The following is a 19,183-nucleotide window of genomic DNA, read 5'->3' on the forward strand; positions in this document are numbered from 1 at the left end:
TTTACGCACCAGGCCAACAAGACTAAGGCCCTCATTTTGACAAGCTTTGTCTTCTAATGAAACAATAGTTTCAGGACTTTGGCTGCCGCAAGGAGTGGGCAATGATGATGGAAGAAGGATCTTTCCAGCCGCAAATCACCTACGACTTCGTAGGTGACGAAAACCAAAAACACCGATCCGAGGACAAAGCGAGTCTCACCGCTGAAGAGGTGACAAAGGTTCCGATCCCGACGGAACTACCTCACCGCCCGGATTTATCGGCCCTACCTGAGCACATTCAGCGCTCCGCTGCGGTCGAATCCCTGCTGCAACAAAACGAAGACCTCATGGCTCGCCTGGCAGTGGCCATTCGTCGCAGCTCTTTGATTGAAGAAAAGCTCGGCAAATATGAAGCGGCAGTACAACAGCTCAAGGACCGCAATGAAGTCCTTGCCGACCAACTTCTTGTCTTTCGCGAAAAAGACCGTGTTCAGGGCTTGAGCCGAAGTCAGTACGAAAAACAAATCAGGGAATATAAAGAGAAGGTGGCTCTGTTGGAAGTCCAATACGCGGAGTACTTCGCCACCTCCAAGGAAAGACAACGCCGTCTCTCTTCAAGCGTGGATCAGCTGTCTCGTCGTCTGGGGCGTTATCTTCGCTACCGGAGCCAGATGCAAAGGGCGACTAAGAAAATGCGGCGCGAGCTACGAGAACAGGTTCAAGGCTTAACCACTGAAAACGAGGTTCTCCTTCAACGCCTCCAGCAAGAAGAAGATCGCCTGTTTACCTTGCGAGAAAAGTTGAGTGAAACCGTTGATCACATTCAGCGTCAGGCCCAAGAGTCTGAAGCGAACCAACGGCAGCTGGTTGAAAGCTACGAAGCTCAATTTGGTCAATTAAAGGAACAGCTTAAGGAAAATCAGGACCGTGTTCTCGACTTGGAAGGCCAGCTTAAGGATTACGAAGCTCTGTATGAAGAGAAAATTAGTCTGGAAAATAAACTCGTCGCTGCCAACAGGGCCGTGGAGACTACTGAAAATGGGTTTAATGAGGAAGTCCGTCGACTACAGGTCGAGCTGGCTGATTTCCGCCGTGAAGCCAAGGAGAAGTCACTGGAGGTAGCCCGTCTGACTGACCAAAATCTCCAGGAAATTGCCGAGCTTGAAGACCTGCGCCTAGCTAAGTCCCGCCTTGAGGACCAGGTGGAAAGCCTTCAGTGCCTGTGGCGTGACGCCAACAATCAGCTGGAGATTCAATCGGAGAAAAACCGTTCTCTCCAGAAGCTCAACCAACAGCTGAGCACCTCACTTAATGAGAGACGCAAAGAGGTGGAGGCCCTGCGCGGCCAAATGGACAGCCATGGTTTTAGGGCTTCCGATAAGATTCGCGAGCTTGAGGGGCAGGTAAAGACCCTGGCTGAAACCAACGTCAAGCTACAAGAGGATCAGGACAGTAGCCGCGAAAAGGACCTCCACGCCCGGCGCGAAGCCATTTCCCGGATTGAAAATCTAATTGCGGAAATTCAGTCTGGATTTTCCATGAAAGCGGGCGAGGACTCAGCCCCTGAATGCGCCGATGTGCCTCCTGAACTCCCATCAGGACCACCCTCACTGTAGGTTCTTTGCTCGCCCTGATGGCTTGCTGATGGAGTAGACACCTCTTCCGCTGGCGGAGGAGGTGGTGCCTGCGGATAGACAAAGGCTTCTCCCGTTACAGAGCTAGGTGGGGCCGCCTGCTGATTGGATGGCGCTGATGCCCCCGAATTGAAGTAACTGCGAAATCCACCTGGCGCCTGGTGCTGTTCGACCTGGATTTGTGGCGGCCGAAAAGCCAATTGAGCCCGATAGATGTCTTCGTGAATCTCAATGTCCTGGGCCAATGTTGCGGAAAATATCCTGCGGAATTCCGAACTCACATGACAGAACTTTACTGCCTTGGTGGTTCTTTTAGCAAGGTCTCTCATGGAATCGACAAAGGTGGTAATGCCGTTAGAGCCAACAAAGCTTAGATCCCTCATATTGAAGATCACTTCGTAGTTCCGCAGATGGTCGAGGCAGTTTACAAAGGTTTCGATAGTTTCCAAATCAATGCGACCTCTGAGGTGAACCACCATCATGGCCTCACCCACTTCCTCAAACTTTGCCTCCATCAGAGCCTCCCGAAATGTCAGATCTAGAATCATTATAAAGCGGTCTTTCTGGCTTTTCTGCGTCCAGCCAGCTGATCCTACAAAATCTAGCCCTAAGCCGTGAGAGCATTGATCCCATTGGCAACAAACTCTACACTTTTCAAAGACCTGCATATTTGATCAACACAACGGAAGACCTGTATGAAGCGCCTTTGGACGTGGTTGAGTTACTTTTTTTCCCATTACACTCTCGGCCTGGTCATCACCTTTAGCTATGTGTTTATTGCCTTCAATTACTACAACGCCACTCACCTGAAGGAAGGCGAGAGAGTTGATAATTTTTTGATTAAGACCCTGCAGGTCATCCATCAAAAAACCGTCGACTTCAGACTCCAAAACCGTGGACCCCGAGAAAGCTCAAAAGACGTGGCTCTCCTCACGGTCGATGAACAGGCGGTTCTCTCCATCGGCCGCTGGCCCTGGCCCCGGGAAATCATCGGGCAGGTGATTGACAAGGCCGTCTCACTGGGCGCCAAAGTGGTCGCCTTTGATGCCGTGTTTTCAGAGGAGTCCACCCATCCCACCAAGGATCTCTACCTCAAGATCAAGGAACTTCCTGGCTTTTCTCCCCAACTGGATCAAACCTTCCGAACAGAGATGGCTCGACTGGACTCAGACCAGCGTTTTGCTGACACTCTTAAACGCAACAATAAAAAAGTTGTCATGGGGAGTTTCTCCGAACGCGAAAACGCTCCCATGCTGCATGTTGGATATCTTAATCGTTGTTACAATTTCATCTATGAGCTTTCCGAGCCATTTTCCATTTGGGAAAATGAAGACTCCTTTTTGGCTGTGGTGGACCAGCATGACATCTATATGCCAGAAATTATGGGCGAAGCCTATAAGGGGCACTTGGGTGAAATCGCCCTGGCCGTCCGGGAGAACAGCCCCAAACCCCGCAGTCAAAAGGAACGCATCGATCTCCAGGCGCGGATCCGCGAAGCCCAGGAGGAGTACTGCCAAACCTGGCTTTCTGCAAAGGACGACGAACTCTACCCCACGATACAGGAGTCATGGCCTCACATTAAGGCCGACGAAGACACCGAGACCTTTCCTTTCAACACCTTCGACGATTTCGTCGCCTCATTTAAATCCCGCTTCCTGAATAACCTCATCCCCTACGCCGATAACTGGGTGATGAACACCGATACCATTTCAGCCAGCGCGAAACACACGGGCTACTTTAATGCTCAGTTGGACGAAGATGGTTCCATTCGCCGAAGCCTTCTCATCTACCGCACTGGCAGCCACTACATGCCCTCCATTGCCCTAAAGTCATTCCTGGTGGCAAATGGCTATAACGCCCAGATCGAATTGGCCGAAGATGCAAAGTACGCGGCAAAGGGGATAAAAAAGTTCACCATTACTAACGACAATGGAGAACCGGTCTTCGACGTTCCGGTTGATCCTCAGGGACGGCTGATGATCAATTACGCCGGTCCACAAAAAATGTTCCCTTACATGAGTGTCGCCGAGCTTCTATCTGACAGCCCATCGGCCAAAGTCACCCAAACAGTCTGGAACCGCGAAACAAAGCGATGGGATAGGGAGCAAAGCCTCAAGGTCAACAAGGCAGAATGGATTAAGGACAAGATCTTTGTCTTTGGAGCCACGGCAATTGGCATTTTTGACCTTCGAGTCACCCCCTTCGATGAAAACTACCCGGGAGCTGAAACTCATGCCAACGTGATCGACAATCTGGTGCGCAGGGATTTTCTCCGCCCTCATCCAGATGAGGACATTCGCATGCCATTGGTGCTTTTGGCCCTGGGAATTGTTCTGTCCATTGCCATCGCACAGCTGGGGGCCCTGTGGGGACTGCTCCTCACCACCCTGACCATGGTGGCGATATTCTTGTTTGACAAGCACTACCTCTTTGCCAATGGCTTTGTCGTCACAATTATCCACCCTATTCTTCTAGTTTTGACCCTCTATGTTTCTCTCACCTTCTACAAATACTTCACTGAAGAGAGGAATAAACGTGAATTACGCAGCACCTTCCAAAAGTACGTCTCACCTGCTATTGTGGAAGAGATTCTCTCTGACCCCGACAACATTGAGCTCGGTGGTCGCAAAGTCACAATGACCGTCTTTTTCTCCGACATTCGCGGATTCACCACCATTTCGGAGAAGCTGGATCCTCGGGCCTTGAGCGATCTCCTCAACAGCTACCTGACTCCCATGACTGAAATCGTCTTCAAAAACCGTGGCACACTCGACAAGTACATGGGCGATGCCATTATGGCCTTCTTTGGCGCCCCCATCTATTACCCTGACCATGCCAAGTACGGTTGTCGGGCGGCCCTGCAACAACTCGAAACACTTAAAGTGTTACAGGAGGAATATCGGCAAAAAGGCCTTCCCCCCATCGATATTGGAATTGGACTCAATACTGGTGAAATGAGCGTTGGCAACATGGGCTCGGAGACTGTCCGCAGCTACACAGTCATGGGAGACGCGGTAAATTTGGGATCTCGCCTTGAGGGCATTAACAAACAATACGGCACACGCATTATTATATCTGAATTCACCTACCAGGATGTCAAAGACGACTTCACCTGCCGTGAGATTGATTGGGTGCGAGTAAAAGGTAAGGTCTTGCCGGTCAAAATCTATGAGTTGATTTGTGAAAAGGCCCCTCCGGAAAAAGTGCGTGAAATGCTTAGATGGTTTGATGAAGGCTATGCCTATTACCACGAAATGGCCTGGGCTGCGGCCATCAAGTCCTTCAGCCAGGCACTCAACATCAATCCTGCCGATCCGGTTTCCCAGTTGTATCTGGAAAGATCAACGGACTACCACAACAATCCTCCCGCCTCTGACTGGGACGGGGTTTTTATTATGACCACTAAGTAGACCCATCCTAGATAGCGGCACTCACCGTAATCGGAAAGCGAAAGTGGAGCATTCCGTAAACCCCTTTAAAATTCCATACGTCCTGTTGGTTAAAAAACTCCTGAGGAATGTAGGCGTCACCCTTCACGCCAGCCTCAAACAATAGGTACTTGGTAAACACTGGAAACCGAATGCCCAAGCCGCCGCGCAGTCCAGGGCGAATAAAATGAACGCTTTGCTTGTCCTCAGGCAGACGATCATCCCGATAATAGAGATAGGTTAAAACAATGCCGCCGTTGATGACAAATTTGAAGGATGGCCAACCCAGCATAATGGTGGGCACCAGCCCCCAAGTGACTCCGTAGGCTTCTCGATGATCGTGCAAGGGCTGGATGTAAAGGGATTTAGGGATGAGCAGATGGGAAACACTCACCTCATTGAGCTTTGAAGCCGCCTTGCGGAACTTGGGCGGAACCCGATCTTTAAACCGATCCAATACCTCGCGCTCCGCCACCGCCGACAGGTTTAACTCTGTTCCAAATATCAGACCATCATGATCGCCATAGAGCTCAGCCAACTTGTATTGACTGAGTCCAAAACCCACATTGACCAACAGCGGGATGTCTTGCTTCTGTCTTTTTGTCTTTTGCTGACGGCCAGACGACATCCCAGTGGGAGCAGTTAGGGTTTGCGTTTTGTCACCTGTCGGATTTTGGCCTTCCTCGATCTGAGCCAGGGCCCCGATGGTCATCGGGGCCAAGGACAACACTCCAACGAACTTTAAACGGACGATAATTCTAATCCAGGCCATGAAGATACCCCTTTGCCGTCACATCTACCCACGATCAGAAGGTTTGCCTATTGGGCAGCTTCATCCTGATTGGGGTAGCAGTAGCTGTAGTAAGTTTCCCGGTCATCATCTTCGTCTTCACGCTCAGTGACTTCAACCACTTTTGCCACCAATGTGTCTTCTTTTTTGCGCACATAGGCGGTAAGGGTGTGATTCTCGGACATGTTGTGGGTGATAACAAAATCACGAATGGTTACATCATTGGTGACGGCCTCAAACTGACGGATATCTGCATTGCGCCCGAAGATGGCCTTTGTCACTTTGCGCTCTGGGAACAATGGCCCACGAGCGGCATAGGTCTTTTGGAACTTATTAAGCCGAGTATAGGCGAACTCATCCGGCCGAAACTCTTTGATTTCGATACACAGACGCTCTTTGGGCTGCCCCGGAAAATCAAAGTCGGTAACCTCGGGAATTTCCCGTGCTGACCTATAATAGTCTTTCACCAAATCAAACATGGTTTCGGCCTGCGCATCCGCGAAGACCAGGCTCATCGCCATCATCATTCCTACCAATGTAAAAACCTTTTTCATCTTTGCTCTCCCTTTAGTCTTCATCATCATGTTGGGTCCCGTGCCACTTCATATTCACTTCAAGTGGATAATCGTAGCCGGGCTTGGTCTGGCGAATGGTTTCAAGCTCCTTACAGGTGGGCGGCCCCAGTTCTTTAACTGGAGTGCTGGTCACCTCCCCACGACGGTTAAAACCCTTCAACTGAAAGTAGTAATTGATCCCGCGAATAAGGGGACCCAATTCAATTGATGTGGCCGGGACATTTACTTCTTCCACAAAGGCGAGCTGGTCCTTTTTGTAACCCCAGTCCAGTTGCACGTGCTGAATGCTATGAGCCGGTGCATCCTCCAAACTCCAATTCACCTTAATGCTAATGTCTTCAAAACAGGGTCCGACCGGCTTCTCCTCGGCCGGAGGCGGCGCTGCTCCATTGTCCTTGTCTTTTCCACAGCCAATTCCAGCCCCCGCGAGAGCCATGGCCGCCAGGAATAAAATAGTTTTCTTCACTCAATCCCCCTTTGTCTTCCTAAGGATTTCCTCAGTCTGGCCATCACCTCTTGGTAGACGACGGGCCGAGACTTCCCTGCCTTTTGTTTCATCGGTCGCTGGCTTAATGGGACCACCCTGACCTGGTTTTTGCCAAAAACGATTTTCCCTTCTCTGTTAATCAGCACCTCCGTCAATGGTTCCACCCCTTTTTCAATCAAAGAGCGGCAATTCAGAACATCCAATGACACTTCATTGGAGTAATCAGACTCGCCGTTGGTGTATGTGGCGGTAACACCAAAGAACCAAAACAACCCTCGCTGGACAGGAAAGTGCGTGGTGGTGTTCGTCGGTCCCTGAACCTCGACACTGTGGGAATAGGGCACATCCTGCCGGGAGTTGTTGCCGTAATAAACGGTAAAATTGACCGGCTGATGATCTCCCTGAATAGCGTCCCAAGCCAGACCAATATTGAACTCCGGTCCGCAGGGTCCGTCACCGGGATCACTGGGATTCGCCGGCTGCTGGGCTTCAGGAGACGAGGCCCGAAATCCCTTCTTTTTGCTACACCCACTTAAAACAAACGACGTCAGCGCCAGGCAGACTGCCCAGCAATATATAGAATACCTCAAGTTCTTCCCCCCTATGGAAGACTGGAACAAACCCTCGCCGAGGGCACATGTCACTCAGTTTGTGGAAAATGAAATTTCCCTATGTCCAGGAGAGCTCCAGCGGGCAAATTATTTCTCTAATACTGCCCGCAATTGCCAAATATTCGCCGCGTTATCTTCTCGCCAGATCTGATCTGCCACAGGCCACGACTCACAAGGTAAGCAGGGTCAAATTGACAACTGAAGCCAGCCCAAGGTCTAATAAGTGCAGTCAACACACAGCCTTCCTGTAGGATGCAGGGAGTCGATCGGGGATGAGAACTCACTTCATGCGGCCACTACTCAGGGAATTATTCGCCCCAGGATGGGCTTCGAGACTTCGGGAAATGGCATTCCTGTGCCTCTTCCTTGCCGCTCTCCAAGCATTTGATGTGGCCCAAGCTCAAACCTCCTTAGAAGGCATTTCAATTAATGCCAACAAAATGAGCCGGGACACGGCCCACAACACGATTGAGTTGTCCGGCAACGTCCAGGTGATTTTTCAAGGCCAACATCTGTCCTGTGATAAAGCGACCATTAACCTGAAAACACGGGAGGTGGAGGCTGAAGGCCATGTGGTTTTGCAAAACCCCAAAGTCTATTCCGAAGGCTCCCGACTCAAGCTCAACTATGACACCAACCTCGGAACTCTTTACGAGGGATTTGTCAAAGCTGGCCAGGTCATTTTCGAAGGGGAAGTCATCGAGAAAACCGGTGAGGACGAGTACGTGGCGGAAAAGGCCTACTACTCAGCTTGTGCCACCTGCCCGCCGGCCTGGAGCTTTACCGGGTCTAAGATCAAAGCTGAAATTGGCGGATACGCTTACATTGACTATCCGATTTTGCGCATCGCCGATGTGCCAATCTTTATTTTGCCCTGGATTTTGGTGCCCTTGAAGTCAGCCCGTCAGTCTGGGTTTTTGGTACCCAAGTTTTCCTTCAACGATGCCGGCAAATTGGGTTTTGCTGTCAGTTATTTTTGGGCTATTTCCCGCAGCCAGGACGCCACCATCACCTTAACCAAATTTGAAAAGAGGGGTCTAAAACCCCATATTGAGTACCGCTATGTTCTTTCTGAAAATTCCAAGGGGTCTTTGCGCACTTCATTTTTTGAGGACAAGGTCTTCGAACGCCGGGTGCGCACAGCTGCCGCCCCGGATGACCCGGTGACGGTTCAACAAAAGCAAGAACGTTGGTTTCTCAACTATCACCACTTTTATGAAATGCCCGAACAGGTCACTCACAGAGCAAATCTTAACATGGTAAGCGACGTTAAATACGCCCGAGACTTCCCCCGCGATCTCGATGCCGACGGTGAACCCGCCCTCGAAAACCGTATATCGGTGACCAAAAACCACCACAACACTCACTTGAGTGGGGAGGTCGATTACTACGTCAATCAACTGATTGAAGACCCCTTGGAGGAAAACCGCACTTCTGTACACCGCTTTCCTGAAGTGCACTTTAACCTGATGGACCAGCAATTGGGGGAAACGCCCATTTACTTCGGCTTTGACTCCCACTACGTGCACTTCACCCGTCGCCATTTTGCCTATGACGATGTCGTCACCACCGGTTCAGCCATCGGCGACGGCTTTTTCTGTCCGCCTGAAAGCGACAAGTGTATTTCGCGCATTCGTGACGGCGCCTTCGAACCCAGCAAGGGCGACATTCTCCGCACCGGGCATCGCTTTGAGTTTAAGCCAAAGTTAACTCTCCCTTTTCGCCTGGGAAATTTTCTCGAAGTCCTTCCCTCACTCTCCTATCGCGAAACTCAGTATCGTTTTACCGCCCATACCCTGGAGCAGGACACCCTTTATGGCCCAACGGCTGCCCGTCGCTTTTTGGAGTTGGATGTGGGAGCCAAGACTCGCCTCTCTTCGATCTTTGGGGATCTGGAAACTGCAGAAGGCACTCGCTACAAACACATCATTGAACCGGAGATTCGCTATTCAACCATTCCGTGGATTCGCCGCCCCAATCATTATTTTTTCGGTCAGTTTGAGGGCCAACCCTATTCGCAAACCAATGAGCCCCTCAGTGACGACGACTTCTTTGGCTTTAACAAAGTTCAATTTGACTACAATGACCGGATTTTCGACCGACGTCTGGTGGACTTCGGGGTCACCAATCGCATTATCCGCAAACGTTGGCGTGGAGATCAGGAGGACTACCACACCTTGGGGATTTTTAGGCTCTCCCAGAGTTTCGATATGAACGAGGCCAACCGTGAAGAGTCGCCTCAGCCCTGGTCAACCATCAACGCTCTTGTCGATGTCCGCCTGGATCACTTTGAAACCCACTCAACTGCCGTGTACTACCCCTATGCTCGGGTCACCAACTCATCCAGTCGTTTTAAATTTAAGGACCAGGTGGGCAATTTTGTTCAGCTGGCATTGACCCGTTCGGTGTTAGTGAACAAAGATAATGAAATCGACCCATCCAATAAAACGGACAACTTGGGTCTATCCCTGGGCTGGGTCGGGCGTTACTTTAATCTCACTGGTGGTTTTGATTATTCGCGAATTACCAGTAAAATCTTTTCATGGAAGTATGAAGCGCAGATAAAACCCCCTGGTAATTGCTGGGATATTCGCCTGGCTCAATTCCAACTTCCTGAAGGAAAGCCAGAGTTTGAGTTCGGAGTGAACTTCCAGTTTGGTGGGGATTAATTTCACCCCAGATCTCTTTTACCCGCCTTCCCCAATTACATGGTTCCAAAATTAGTTCATCTGAAATTCTGACATTTGCTTTCGGAATCACCGATTTTATTGTGACACACCCGCTTTCCGGCTAATTCCCCGGCGCAAGCGAATCGTGATTGGTCGCAAGTTGTGGGAGATTTCCCCGATTCGAGATAGCGGGTATCGGCCTGAGTCCATTTGTAAACGGACTTATGAAGGCCGTCGTGTATCCATCCGCCTTCCGTGACCCTTCCTGTTCGCACTTTTGGCTAAGAACACAACACACTAAAAGTGTTTAACCCCCTACTCGAAGGAGTACACTATGTCTATCAAGAGTCTTGTTCTTGCGCTTACTGTTGCTTTCTCCAGCGCTGCAATTGCCGATGGCATTCGCCTGGGCGAAAACGTGGGCTATGGCGGAAACGGCTGCCCTGCAGGATCTGCATCTATTACTTTGAGCCCTGATGCCTCTACTTTGTCGATTCTTTTCGACCAGTACATGGCTGAAGCCGCTCCGAGAAAGTTTGCTCGTAAATCTTGTAACATTTCTGTTCCTGTTCACGTTCCTCAAGGGTACAGCGTTTCTCTGATGAAGATCGACTATCGTGGATTCAACATGCTTCCTCGTGGCGCATATTCTGATTTCAACGTTGAGTACTTCTTTGCTGGTCAGCGCGGCCCAAAGATGACTCGTCGTTTTCGTGGAGAGCAGGCTGAAGAATATTTGATTCAGGATGGTCTTGTCGCCTCAGCCATGGTTTGGTCTGCTTGCGGAGCCGACGTAAATCTGCGTGTGAACTCAAGCATTATGGTCAACAACACTCGTAACCGCTCTGAAGATGCCCTGATGACTGTTGACTCTGTCGACATTAAGTCAGGTATCGTCTATCACCTGGCCTGGAGAACCTGCCGTTAATTTTGGACTTTGCATTTTTTCGGCGATTGGGTTGAGAAGCAAGACTCAACCCTTCGCCACCTTCATGTTCTGAAGGAGGAACCTATGAAATTGCACATGACATTCCTGAGCTTGCTCGTCGCCTGCGGTTTGGTGTTTTCAATTTCTGCTCAGGCCAATGATTTCGGACCCGGATCGCCCACTGAAGACACTGAGGATTTTGCCAATGGTTTGGGTGGGGCTCCTGATAACGCTGACTCAGTTCGCGTCACAGGTGTGAAGGTGGGAATGCCTCGCCATGCGGGCAGTGGCTGCCCGGCCGGCACTCTTTCGGCAACCTTGAGCCCAGATGCCAAAACTCTCTCCATGTTATTTGATAACTACATGGTGGAGGCTGGCGACAGCTCAGGCACCAGAAGGTCCATGTTGGACTGCCAGCTCGTCATACCAGTGGATGTCCCTAACGGATACCAAGTTTCGGTTGTGAAACTTGATTACCGCGGGTTTAACCTGCTTCCCAACAAAGCCGTCGCTCGTTACGATGCGGTTTACTTTTTCACCGACACCCAAACCGGACATAAATACCGAAAGAAGTTTCGCCGTAAAAAGGAATTCCGTGGACCCGTGGAAGAAGAATACGCCATGAGCTCTAAGATCAACAAAAGAGAGATTTGGTCAGCCTGTGGGCGCAGCTTCGATTTGAACATTAACACTTCTATTTGGGTACAAAGCCAAACAGGAGAGGATGCCTTGGCGACTTTGGATTCCATTGACTCCAACGTTGAAGAGTATGTGGATTACCACCTGGTATGGAGGGCTTGTTCGATGGCACCGCCCAGTCGTCCACCCCGCTTTGATCCGCGAAACCCAGGCCGCCCTGGGCCCGGTCGAGGCAATGGACCACCCAACGGACCTGGCCGCCCGAGACGCTAAAGTCTCTTTGTATTTGACCCATTCAGCCCGTCGCTCATCCTTGATGATGCGCACACCCTACCACCTTGCGACGGGCTTATTTTCTCCGCAAGCTGACTCCCCTGACCTGGCATATTCCTTGAAGTTCGAGGGCTTAGCTCTCTGAGCGACCAGTGATTGGAAGTCGAAATGCCGTTAAAGCCCAGACTGTTTAAGGCTCTCTTCTTGGGGACTGCCATTTTTTGTTGGTCTTTGCCCTGTTGGGGCAATGCCTGGTCCAACTACAGTCCCGGCCTCTGCTCCTCCGTGGGGCTTGCTCCTTCCTACCGACAATACAGCCAGTTCACTTCTGCCCAGTCCAACACCTTTGTCACCCTTTACCGCCGGGCCAATATGGCTGGAAATGGCTACACCCTGTTTGATCAAGACACCTTGTTGCTCGAAGACCAATTTGGGAAACGTTACTATTCAGCCTACAAAGTCATTGATCCGACATTCATCGGCCGCTGTGATGAACCCTTAAACCTCATCGAACAAACCTTGGTTGAGGTCTTAAAGACGCCTTTGGGACTGAGCCTGGTCAGACAAGTTCTCGATTGCTCCAGCCACCGCCTGCAACGCCATTTTGGCATTCGTTCCGCACCAGCTGAATACCTGGCCGAGATCTGCCGACGCTCTGACATGAGCCACCCCTGGGTCCGCCCCAGCCGGGCAGAGGAAATCGAACAAAGCCTAGCCAAAGCCATTGCTGATCTTCCCTGGTTCTATCTTCTGCCCAAAGAAAATTGGGGATTGATGTTACAGTTGGCGCAAAAACACCAATCCACAGGGCTTGGCTCGATTGAGATCTTGTTCTCTCCCCAGGTGGAGGCGGAAAGACAAAGACTTCTACAACTATTGAGTGAGCCGCGGCAGTACACCTTTTTTGTCTCCAAGGACAATCCATCTCCCATTGATAGCTTTACTGATGGCGTTGGCCACCAGACCTATCTGGTGGTCCCCATTCAACCCAAACGAGAACACGGCCGCGTTGAGCCGTCCTGGGCCCAGCCTTTACTTGACAGCCGTTTTGATTTTTCCAGCGAAATTGCCCGTCTCAGACACTTAGTTGTCTCCGCGCTGACCCACGAAACTCTGGCGGTCTTTTTTGATTCCAAAACTAACTTTTTTCAGAACCCGGGGGGATCATTTCAGATTTCCGGAGCCGGTTCTGGAGCACTCGGCGAAACTCGGGCCAAAGAACTCCTCTCTCACCCCCTCATCCAAGATGCATTTGTGGCCTTTCGTGCCTTTGCGGTTGAGAGAGACGTCTTCACCAGCCAGCCAACACTCCTTCCTGACTATCAAAGCCCCGTCCCTAATGGGTCTGCCTTAACCGCAAGGAGTTGCATCCAAACGATGAAGAACCTGACTCAGGCATTGGCTCCCATTAGCTTGCCGCTAGCCATGCGCAACGTCCCCCGCTTGCTGCGCTCGCCGATCAAAGCGGACCAGGTGGAGTTGCTCTCCGTTGCCCATAGGATCAACCGTTTCAATCTTGATTTTGCCGTCAAGTATGGACGCAGCCTTGGCCTCGATCTTTTGGCAGCAATGGACTTGAGCCGATTTAAACTCGATGAGAACTCGGCCTTAAAGCCCCTAATTGAAATCACCGACCAACAGTGGGCTGACTTAGAAAACTTGAGCATTTCATTTGAAGGTGGATCACCTGAATCACTCTGTGTCTTCCTTGCCACCCCACGTTTGAGTGGCTTTAATCTGGCATTCCAATCGGGCCCCCGTCCGCGCATCAAGGGCGATGGAAATTTTGATCCGATAAAGATGATAAAGAAAACCCGCAAATGGCAATTTCCTGTCTTTCAAGGAAGTGACAAATGAGCGTACACACACAATCCAACTGGCCGATCCCTAAAGGACTTGGCTTTAGCGAGCGTGTCCATAAGGTCAAACAGTATTTACAGAGGGGTGAGTTCTCTCTGGCCGAGGCTTCACTCACCCGTCTCAATCCAGTTTCAAAATCCCAAATGCGCACTCATGCCCATTACCTGGGTCGGGTTTATCTTTACCGTGGGGACTTTACTGAAGCTCTTAGTCTCTTTTTGCAGGCCGAACGTCGTTTCGGCCCCAACATCAATTTAACGGTAGACATTGCCAATTGCCGTTACAGACTGGGTCACAACCATGCCTGGGAGCAACGGGTGGTACTGCTTGAGAAGACTTTGCGCGGTGAACATCTCCTGTGTGAGGAAAGCTCGCTTTATGCTCAGCTGAGCCTTGCCAAATTTAAAGAAGAACTTGGCGAAATCAGCGAAGCCCTAAAGATCTACCTGAGGCTTCGTGATCAACATCGGGATAAGACTTCGCTTCCCTACTTTTCCCTCCTCGCTCAACTGCTCCGCGTATTGAGCCTGGGGCAAGATCAACCTCTCTTGGCAGAGACTTATCGGGAATTGATTCACGTTAAAGAGCTCCACCCCCAACTCTATCTCGATATTGAAATCCAACACGCTTTAATGCTGGCCGAAGTGCGCCAAATTGGCCCCAACGCGGCCTTGGCACGAATGGAGTCCCAGTTTCAACGTCTGGATATTGATCAATCAGATCGTAGGCTGATCCTATTTGACCTGCTGGACGAGTTTCTTCTCCGTCGATTGGACATTACACCACTCTTAGAACGGGCCCAGAAGCATTCCCTCTCCCATCTTGACCCCTACGAAGCCACACTGCTTCGTTTGGCCGACAATGAGGTGCTTTCCTCCCAGGACTGGATTCAACTCCCTCGCCAGGTTTCCACCGGATGCTACTTGCGCCTATTGAGCCTCTCCCTAAACAGTGAGTGTAACCCCGAGCTCACCCACCGCTGGCACTTGTTGATGGGGGCTCTGTCCCCCGCCTCTGCCCAAGCCTGGAGCGGGCGACTGGCCCAATCCCAAAGTCAAAACCGCTTTATCTTCAACTCCCACACCGGAGAACTGCGTCTGCCAAGCCACAAGTCCGTTAGCTTCAAGAGGCGCAAGGCCCTGTCTCATCTTCTGAGGATTCTTTCCAGAAGCAATCGCATCCCCGTCGAGACTGCGATTCAGGAGCTCTGGGGAACTGGGTATAGCCCGAGTCATTTTGAACGCCTGCGCATTTCTGCTCACCGACTCAATCAGGAAATTCAAAAATCAGGATGGAAAGAGAAACTCCTTCTGGTGTCCTCAGAGTCTTTAGAGGTGTCTGCCAATTCCCGACTCGTGGAAGGCGAATCCACCGCTATTTGAAATTGTACGGAATTGTACATAGCAAGATGGACGAATCTTCATTAAGTCTACTCCCACGTGAATCGTAGGCACTGAATTTTTCACTCATTGAACTCTTGTGGGAGATCACTATGAAACCCTTGGCACAATGGTTTTGTCTTGCTTCGTTTGTTTTTTGTAGTCTTGCCGCCCAAGCGGTTAATCAATCTGACTTGATCTGGGAGTTTGTGGACCCAGCCCATGTGGCTGTTGATGGTCAGACCCGCGTGGTGGACCTTTACCAGGTCCTGGACCTGAGTCAGGCCCGTGGGCGCCTGGAATCTCTCTATTTTGAGGGTATTGGCAAAGGCTCCGTTACCATTCGGGTCAATGGCCGACCACAAGCCGTCATTACATTTACCGATGAATCGGGCGAGCAATTGCGGGGAAAAAAGATCGCCCTGCGCTTAGGCCGCCTGAGTTCACTGGATGCCCAATTGGCATTTGGCGATGTCACACTCTTTCGCGTGGCTGCTGTTTTGTCTGAAGGACGTCACGGGGGCGGAGGCCCCATCGACGGCCCGGACCGTCCCCATCCAAACCCGGAACTGGACACCTGCATACTGCAAAGGGATGCCTTAGCGAAGGAGCTGGAAATCCTCAAAAGCTCGGACCTCACTTGTCATGACCCACAAATGATCGTGGAGATCTTTGGCGATGCCGGTTGTTCCTACACCCGCATGGTGGCCCACCCCTTCGAACTAACATCCAACTACGCGACTGATTTAGGCAAATGCCTGGACCTGGCCAAGGAGACCGATATGTCAGCGATCAAAACCAGTCATCTCATGGGCATCAAAGTCAACGGCGCCTGCAGCACCATCAATGCCACCAAGGATCTGACCGCTCTGTGTTTGGCGGCCTCTCAAAACTCGATTCCGACGGCGAAGCCCGAAGTCACCATCCAGGCCTTTGGTAGCTCCGACTGCAAAAGCTATGAAATCACCAGGCCTGAGGAATTCAGGATTTTTGGCTCACCGGAAATCGACAAGGAGCTCTGTTCCCGATTTGCCAAAAAGGCAGCGGCAGCCAGCTATTACACCTACGCTGTTAAAATTAATGGAATTTGCAAAGATACGAAAGATACCAAGGTCGAATCAGAACTCTACTCCGAGTGCATGCGCTTTTCCAAGGCCTATGCCTCCTCACAACCCTAATACCTCTACCATTGCTGAGTGAGGCAAGCCCCCTCTGCCTCACTCATTTTGTCCAAATCTCCACCCCCCCTGAAAATTTGCTAATCCCACCCTCCCGTCAGTTGGACTAATCAGACAAATTATTCTGACGCAAAAGCACTTGTGGCAAGGCTGTCAATGCTGTCATATCACTGCAATTCTAATCGGGGGGAACTTATGAAGAAAATTGGCATTCTATTGGCGATCACGGCAGGAGCCTTTTCGGCCCAGGCTCAAGTCGAGCAGTTTCATGGCACATACAACCTTCAGCAGGGAGACCGCTCTTGTTCTGAGGTCTTGCTTGTTGAGGCCTGTAACGCCCACTTCGCGGATCAACAACCCTGCCTTTGGTACACCAAGCAGAATCGGGCGGGTCACTTCAGGGGCAATGGGGTCTTGGCCAATCTGAAACAAATGGGCACCTTGGAAATCGAGGAATGCCCCACGGCTGGCCCTGTGATCCCTGGCTGCAAAGTGTGGAAGACCCAACAGTCACTGCTGAATAGTGATTCCGTTCTCTCGCGAGTCACCTCCACCACTCGCCACTGGGGTGTTACTGTCAGTCGCCAGATCAAAACAGTGCGGATGGTAAAAAAGGGGGACGACCAACTTGTCTTTGAGGAGTCGAACAAGAACTTTAAGGGCTGGGTCGCTGAATCGGCTAAATCCCAAACCTGCAACTACTCAAAGTAATTGATTTTTTGAGCGCCCGGCACCTAACTGGAGGATGGCGCTTAAGGGACATTCACCACCGTGGTGTAGAGAGCTTCCACCACCAGCTTCATTTTTTCAAAGTCCAGGCGACCGGCTGTATCGCCTGGCTTGTGGTACTCAAGATTTCGGTAAAAGGCCGTATCGGACACCATAATGGCCGGCCATTCATGCTCCCAGTAACTGCGGTGATCCGAGTAATCAATTCCAGGCAAAATCGTCGGTGCATTAATGGAGTAAGTCTTCAGGCCTTCAATGGATGAAAAAGAGTCCTTCACCATCCGCACTTCTTTTCTTTCTGACGGACTGGCCACTAAAGATATGAAGTTCCCTCTCCAGGGATAAAGGGCATAAAGAAGCGGAATTGGGAACTTCTGCGAGAACCATTCATCTGAATAGTAACCAATCATTTCCAGGGACAGCATTAGTTTGACCTCTTCTCCCCTCTCTTTGATTTGGTCGGCATGGTAAACACTTCCCATCCCAAATGTCGCAAAATAAGGAGGCTCTTCCAGTGTGTAGGCTACCAGCTCCACAGGACTCTTGAGTTCAGGCTCATTCTCTTTGAGTAGCCGTGCCAACTCCAAAAGCCCCGCCACGCCACTGGCATTATCGTCGGCTCCCGGATTGTCTTCTTCAGCCACATCGTAATGGGCTCCAATGACAACCAAAGGACCCGTCTCCGCCCCCAAGCGTACAATGACATTATGATAAACGGTTTTATCCTCGTAGACCTCCTGCAGAGACACCTTGTATCCCAGAGAGGTCAGGTAATCTGAAATATACCTCTCAGCACGAAACATGGAGTCCGCATTTTGATAGCTCCGATTGGGCACAATGCCCGAGAGAAACTCCACATGAGTCTTTAAACGCGAGGCATCTGCCCGGTGCTTGATCTGGACGCTACTTCCAATTCCCATGGAAGGATTGCGCAAATACCAGAAGGCCACTGCGTAGAGGAGACCGACCAAAACAAAGAGGAGCAGAGCAATGGATTTCAGGGCTTTCATAGAAGGATTCTAACCTAAAAGGTGAACTCACGACACTCATATTCCAAATCATATAGACGGAGCCCACAAACAATGGCCAGGAACGACCTGACCATTTTCTCAGTCTTCCGGAACGTCATAGAGACCTAGTGGACCCAATCAATCTTGCACTGAGTTTCCTGTCCGCGCAGCTTAATGACTTCGATCCAGCCCAAATTGATATGAGGTTGAGACTTGGTCACAAACATAAAGGTGTATTTGTAGCCAGGGCGATCAGTAAATAGATGTCCTGAACCCAACCGGGCATTGATTTTGGTCATCTCGGCCAACTCAGTGGGACACTCAAGTAGAGCGTTGATCGAACGGATCTCCTGTCCTGTGAGATCAGTGATAAGAGAGGCTTGGGCAGCCACACTCAGCATCAATCCGCCCACAAGGGCAGCAATAGTTTTTTTCATGTGATTTCTCCTTTTGGCTAATGACTTCAGTCCTCTTGATGTCCCTTGTACCCCAGCCCTATTGGGAGAAAAACACTGCACTGATTTTTGTGATTATTTCGCAGTTAAAAGGACAGGACCTTATAAGTCGCAGCTGCGCCTTCAATTCCATTGTGAGAGATCAGCGGATATACCTGTAGCCGATTGAGAGCTCCTTCGGGAGGAGGAAGCCCTTGCTGTTCATACAAATCAAGCTTCTCTTGTTCGATTTGCCCTGGGACAACATAGACGACATAAAGTCCCAGGAGAATGCCGGCATAGAGACCAATAGATGCACCGCGGGCCACGTTCTGCAAATTATCACCCGGCTTGTCTTCAAAGGCCAAGGTGGCTGTCCCCACCAAAGCCCCTGCTAAAACACCATAGGTGCAAGCCGTGATAAATTCCTTCATGGGAGTAGCCGGAGGTGGCTGACCTGGCTGAGGCACCTGGGCGCGCACGGACAAGGGAGCGAGGGCCAACGTCATCAACAGCAAATACCGAACAATCATCATCCCACCCTCACTCATAGGATTAGTCTTCCATAGCCTCGCGCAGA

17 protein-coding genes are annotated in these 19,183 nt (G+C 50.8%); 9 read left to right on the top strand and 8 right to left on the bottom strand.

Going from position 1 to position 19,183, the window contains the following annotated elements; all coding sequences use genetic code 11:
* Positions 1–101: 101 nt before the first annotated feature.
* Positions 102–1,595, top strand: coding sequence for a hypothetical protein (locus tag H6624_05000; protein MCB9083676.1), 1,494 nt, complete (start codon positions 102–104; stop codon positions 1,593–1,595).
* Here H6624_05000 and H6624_05005 read toward each other — a convergent pair.
* Positions 1,502–2,128, bottom strand: a complete 627-nt coding sequence (locus H6624_05005; protein ID MCB9083677.1) for an STAS domain-containing protein — start codon at positions 2,126–2,128, stop codon at positions 1,502–1,504. The two genes, H6624_05000 and H6624_05005, sit on opposite strands and share 94 nt — an antisense overlap.
* Before the next feature lie 180 nt (positions 2,129–2,308).
* Here H6624_05005 and H6624_05010 point away from each other — a divergent pair, with 180 nt between their 5' ends.
* Positions 2,309–5,023: an adenylate/guanylate cyclase domain-containing protein gene (locus H6624_05010; protein MCB9083678.1), complete on the top strand. Its 2,715-nt coding sequence runs from the start codon at positions 2,309–2,311 to the stop codon at positions 5,021–5,023.
* Positions 5,024–5,030: 7 nt separating this feature from the next.
* Here the strand turns inward: H6624_05010 and H6624_05015 are convergent, their stop codons facing one another.
* Genes H6624_05015 through H6624_05030 form a run of 4 tightly spaced genes read right to left on the bottom strand, consistent with a single transcriptional unit; the run spans position 5,031 to position 7,483 of the window.
* Positions 5,031–5,813, bottom strand: coding sequence for a hypothetical protein (locus H6624_05015; GenBank protein MCB9083679.1), 783 nt, complete (start codon positions 5,811–5,813; stop codon positions 5,031–5,033).
* 47 nt (positions 5,814–5,860) lie between these two features.
* Positions 5,861–6,385 (bottom strand): hypothetical protein, encoded by a 525-nt coding sequence (locus H6624_05020; GenBank protein MCB9083680.1) that lies wholly within the window; start codon positions 6,383–6,385, stop codon positions 5,861–5,863.
* A 13-nt stretch (positions 6,386–6,398) separates the two neighbouring features.
* Positions 6,399–6,872 (bottom strand): hypothetical protein, encoded by a 474-nt coding sequence (locus H6624_05025; protein ID MCB9083681.1) that lies wholly within the window; start codon positions 6,870–6,872, stop codon positions 6,399–6,401.
* Positions 6,869–7,483 (bottom strand): hypothetical protein, encoded by a 615-nt coding sequence (locus tag H6624_05030; protein ID MCB9083682.1) that lies wholly within the window; start codon positions 7,481–7,483, stop codon positions 6,869–6,871. The genes H6624_05025 and H6624_05030 overlap by 4 nt, the downstream gene beginning before the upstream one ends.
* Before the next feature lie 293 nt (positions 7,484–7,776).
* Here H6624_05030 and H6624_05035 point away from each other — a divergent pair, with 293 nt between their 5' ends.
* From H6624_05035 to H6624_05065, 7 genes are all read left to right on the top strand, one after another.
* Positions 7,777–10,173, top strand: coding sequence for an LPS-assembly protein LptD (locus H6624_05035; GenBank protein ID MCB9083683.1), 2,397 nt, complete (start codon positions 7,777–7,779; stop codon positions 10,171–10,173).
* Between the two features lie 334 nt (positions 10,174–10,507).
* On the top strand, positions 10,508–11,101 hold the full coding sequence (locus H6624_05040) for a DUF4360 domain-containing protein (protein ID MCB9083684.1): 594 nt from the start codon (positions 10,508–10,510) through the stop codon (positions 11,099–11,101).
* A gap of 84 nt (positions 11,102–11,185) precedes the next feature.
* A complete protein-coding gene (locus H6624_05045; GenBank protein ID MCB9083685.1) occupies positions 11,186–12,013 on the top strand; it encodes a DUF4360 domain-containing protein in 828 nt (275 codons plus the stop codon).
* Positions 12,014–12,181: 168 nt separating this feature from the next.
* On the top strand, positions 12,182–13,870 hold the full coding sequence (locus H6624_05050; GenBank protein MCB9083686.1) for a hypothetical protein: 1,689 nt from the start codon (positions 12,182–12,184) through the stop codon (positions 13,868–13,870).
* The gene (locus tag H6624_05055; GenBank protein MCB9083687.1) at positions 13,867–15,255 is read left to right on the top strand and encodes a tetratricopeptide repeat protein; all 1,389 of its coding nucleotides are present in this window, start codon (positions 13,867–13,869) and stop codon (positions 15,253–15,255) included. The genes H6624_05050 and H6624_05055 overlap by 4 nt, the downstream gene beginning before the upstream one ends.
* Before the next feature lie 110 nt (positions 15,256–15,365).
* Positions 15,366–16,430, top strand: a complete 1,065-nt coding sequence (locus H6624_05060; GenBank protein ID MCB9083688.1) for a hypothetical protein — start codon at positions 15,366–15,368, stop codon at positions 16,428–16,430.
* 195 nt (positions 16,431–16,625) lie between these two features.
* Positions 16,626–17,141 (top strand): hypothetical protein, encoded by a 516-nt coding sequence (locus tag H6624_05065; GenBank protein MCB9083689.1) that lies wholly within the window; start codon positions 16,626–16,628, stop codon positions 17,139–17,141.
* Between the two features lie 41 nt (positions 17,142–17,182).
* Here the strand turns inward: H6624_05065 and H6624_05070 are convergent, their stop codons facing one another.
* From H6624_05070 to H6624_05080, 3 genes are all read right to left on the bottom strand, one after another.
* On the bottom strand, positions 17,183–18,169 hold the full coding sequence (locus H6624_05070) for a M28 family peptidase (protein MCB9083690.1): 987 nt from the start codon (positions 18,167–18,169) through the stop codon (positions 17,183–17,185).
* A gap of 125 nt (positions 18,170–18,294) precedes the next feature.
* Positions 18,295–18,606, bottom strand: a complete 312-nt coding sequence (locus tag H6624_05075; GenBank protein ID MCB9083691.1) for a hypothetical protein — start codon at positions 18,604–18,606, stop codon at positions 18,295–18,297.
* 104 nt (positions 18,607–18,710) lie between these two features.
* Complete coding sequence (locus H6624_05080; protein MCB9083692.1) at positions 18,711–19,154, bottom strand: hypothetical protein; 444 nt, start codon at positions 19,152–19,154, stop codon at positions 18,711–18,713.
* Positions 19,155–19,183: the final 29 nt, after the last annotated feature.

The sequence above is a fragment of the Pseudobdellovibrionaceae bacterium genome, assembly GCA_020635075.1.
Lineage (GTDB): Bacteria > Bdellovibrionota > Bdellovibrionia > Bdellovibrionales > UBA1609 > JADZEO01.

Excerpts from the sequence above, each read along its gene's own strand:
- H6624_05000 (MCB9083676.1), top strand. The coding sequence starts at position 102 with ATGATGATGGAAGAAGGATCTTTCCAGCCGCAAATCACCTACGACTTC.
- H6624_05005 (MCB9083677.1), bottom strand. The coding sequence starts at position 2,128 with ATGGAGGCAAAGTTTGAGGAAGTGGGTGAGGCCATGATGGTGGTTCAC.
- H6624_05010 (MCB9083678.1), top strand. The coding sequence starts at position 2,309 with ATGAAGCGCCTTTGGACGTGGTTGAGTTACTTTTTTTCCCATTACACT.
- H6624_05015 (MCB9083679.1), bottom strand. The coding sequence starts at position 5,813 with ATGGCCTGGATTAGAATTATCGTCCGTTTAAAGTTCGTTGGAGTGTTG.
- H6624_05020 (MCB9083680.1), bottom strand. The coding sequence starts at position 6,385 with ATGAAAAAGGTTTTTACATTGGTAGGAATGATGATGGCGATGAGCCTG.
- H6624_05035 (MCB9083683.1), top strand. The coding sequence starts at position 7,777 with ATGAGAACTCACTTCATGCGGCCACTACTCAGGGAATTATTCGCCCCA.
- H6624_05040 (MCB9083684.1), top strand. The coding sequence starts at position 10,508 with ATGTCTATCAAGAGTCTTGTTCTTGCGCTTACTGTTGCTTTCTCCAGC.
- H6624_05045 (MCB9083685.1), top strand. The coding sequence starts at position 11,186 with ATGAAATTGCACATGACATTCCTGAGCTTGCTCGTCGCCTGCGGTTTG.
- H6624_05050 (MCB9083686.1), top strand. The coding sequence starts at position 12,182 with ATGCCGTTAAAGCCCAGACTGTTTAAGGCTCTCTTCTTGGGGACTGCC.
- H6624_05055 (MCB9083687.1), top strand. The coding sequence starts at position 13,867 with ATGAGCGTACACACACAATCCAACTGGCCGATCCCTAAAGGACTTGGC.
- H6624_05060 (MCB9083688.1), top strand. The coding sequence starts at position 15,366 with ATGAAACCCTTGGCACAATGGTTTTGTCTTGCTTCGTTTGTTTTTTGT.
- H6624_05065 (MCB9083689.1), top strand. The coding sequence starts at position 16,626 with ATGAAGAAAATTGGCATTCTATTGGCGATCACGGCAGGAGCCTTTTCG.
- H6624_05070 (MCB9083690.1), bottom strand. The coding sequence starts at position 18,169 with ATGAAAGCCCTGAAATCCATTGCTCTGCTCCTCTTTGTTTTGGTCGGT.
- H6624_05075 (MCB9083691.1), bottom strand. The coding sequence starts at position 18,606 with ATGAAAAAAACTATTGCTGCCCTTGTGGGCGGATTGATGCTGAGTGTG.
- H6624_05080 (MCB9083692.1), bottom strand. The coding sequence starts at position 19,154 with ATGAGTGAGGGTGGGATGATGATTGTTCGGTATTTGCTGTTGATGACG.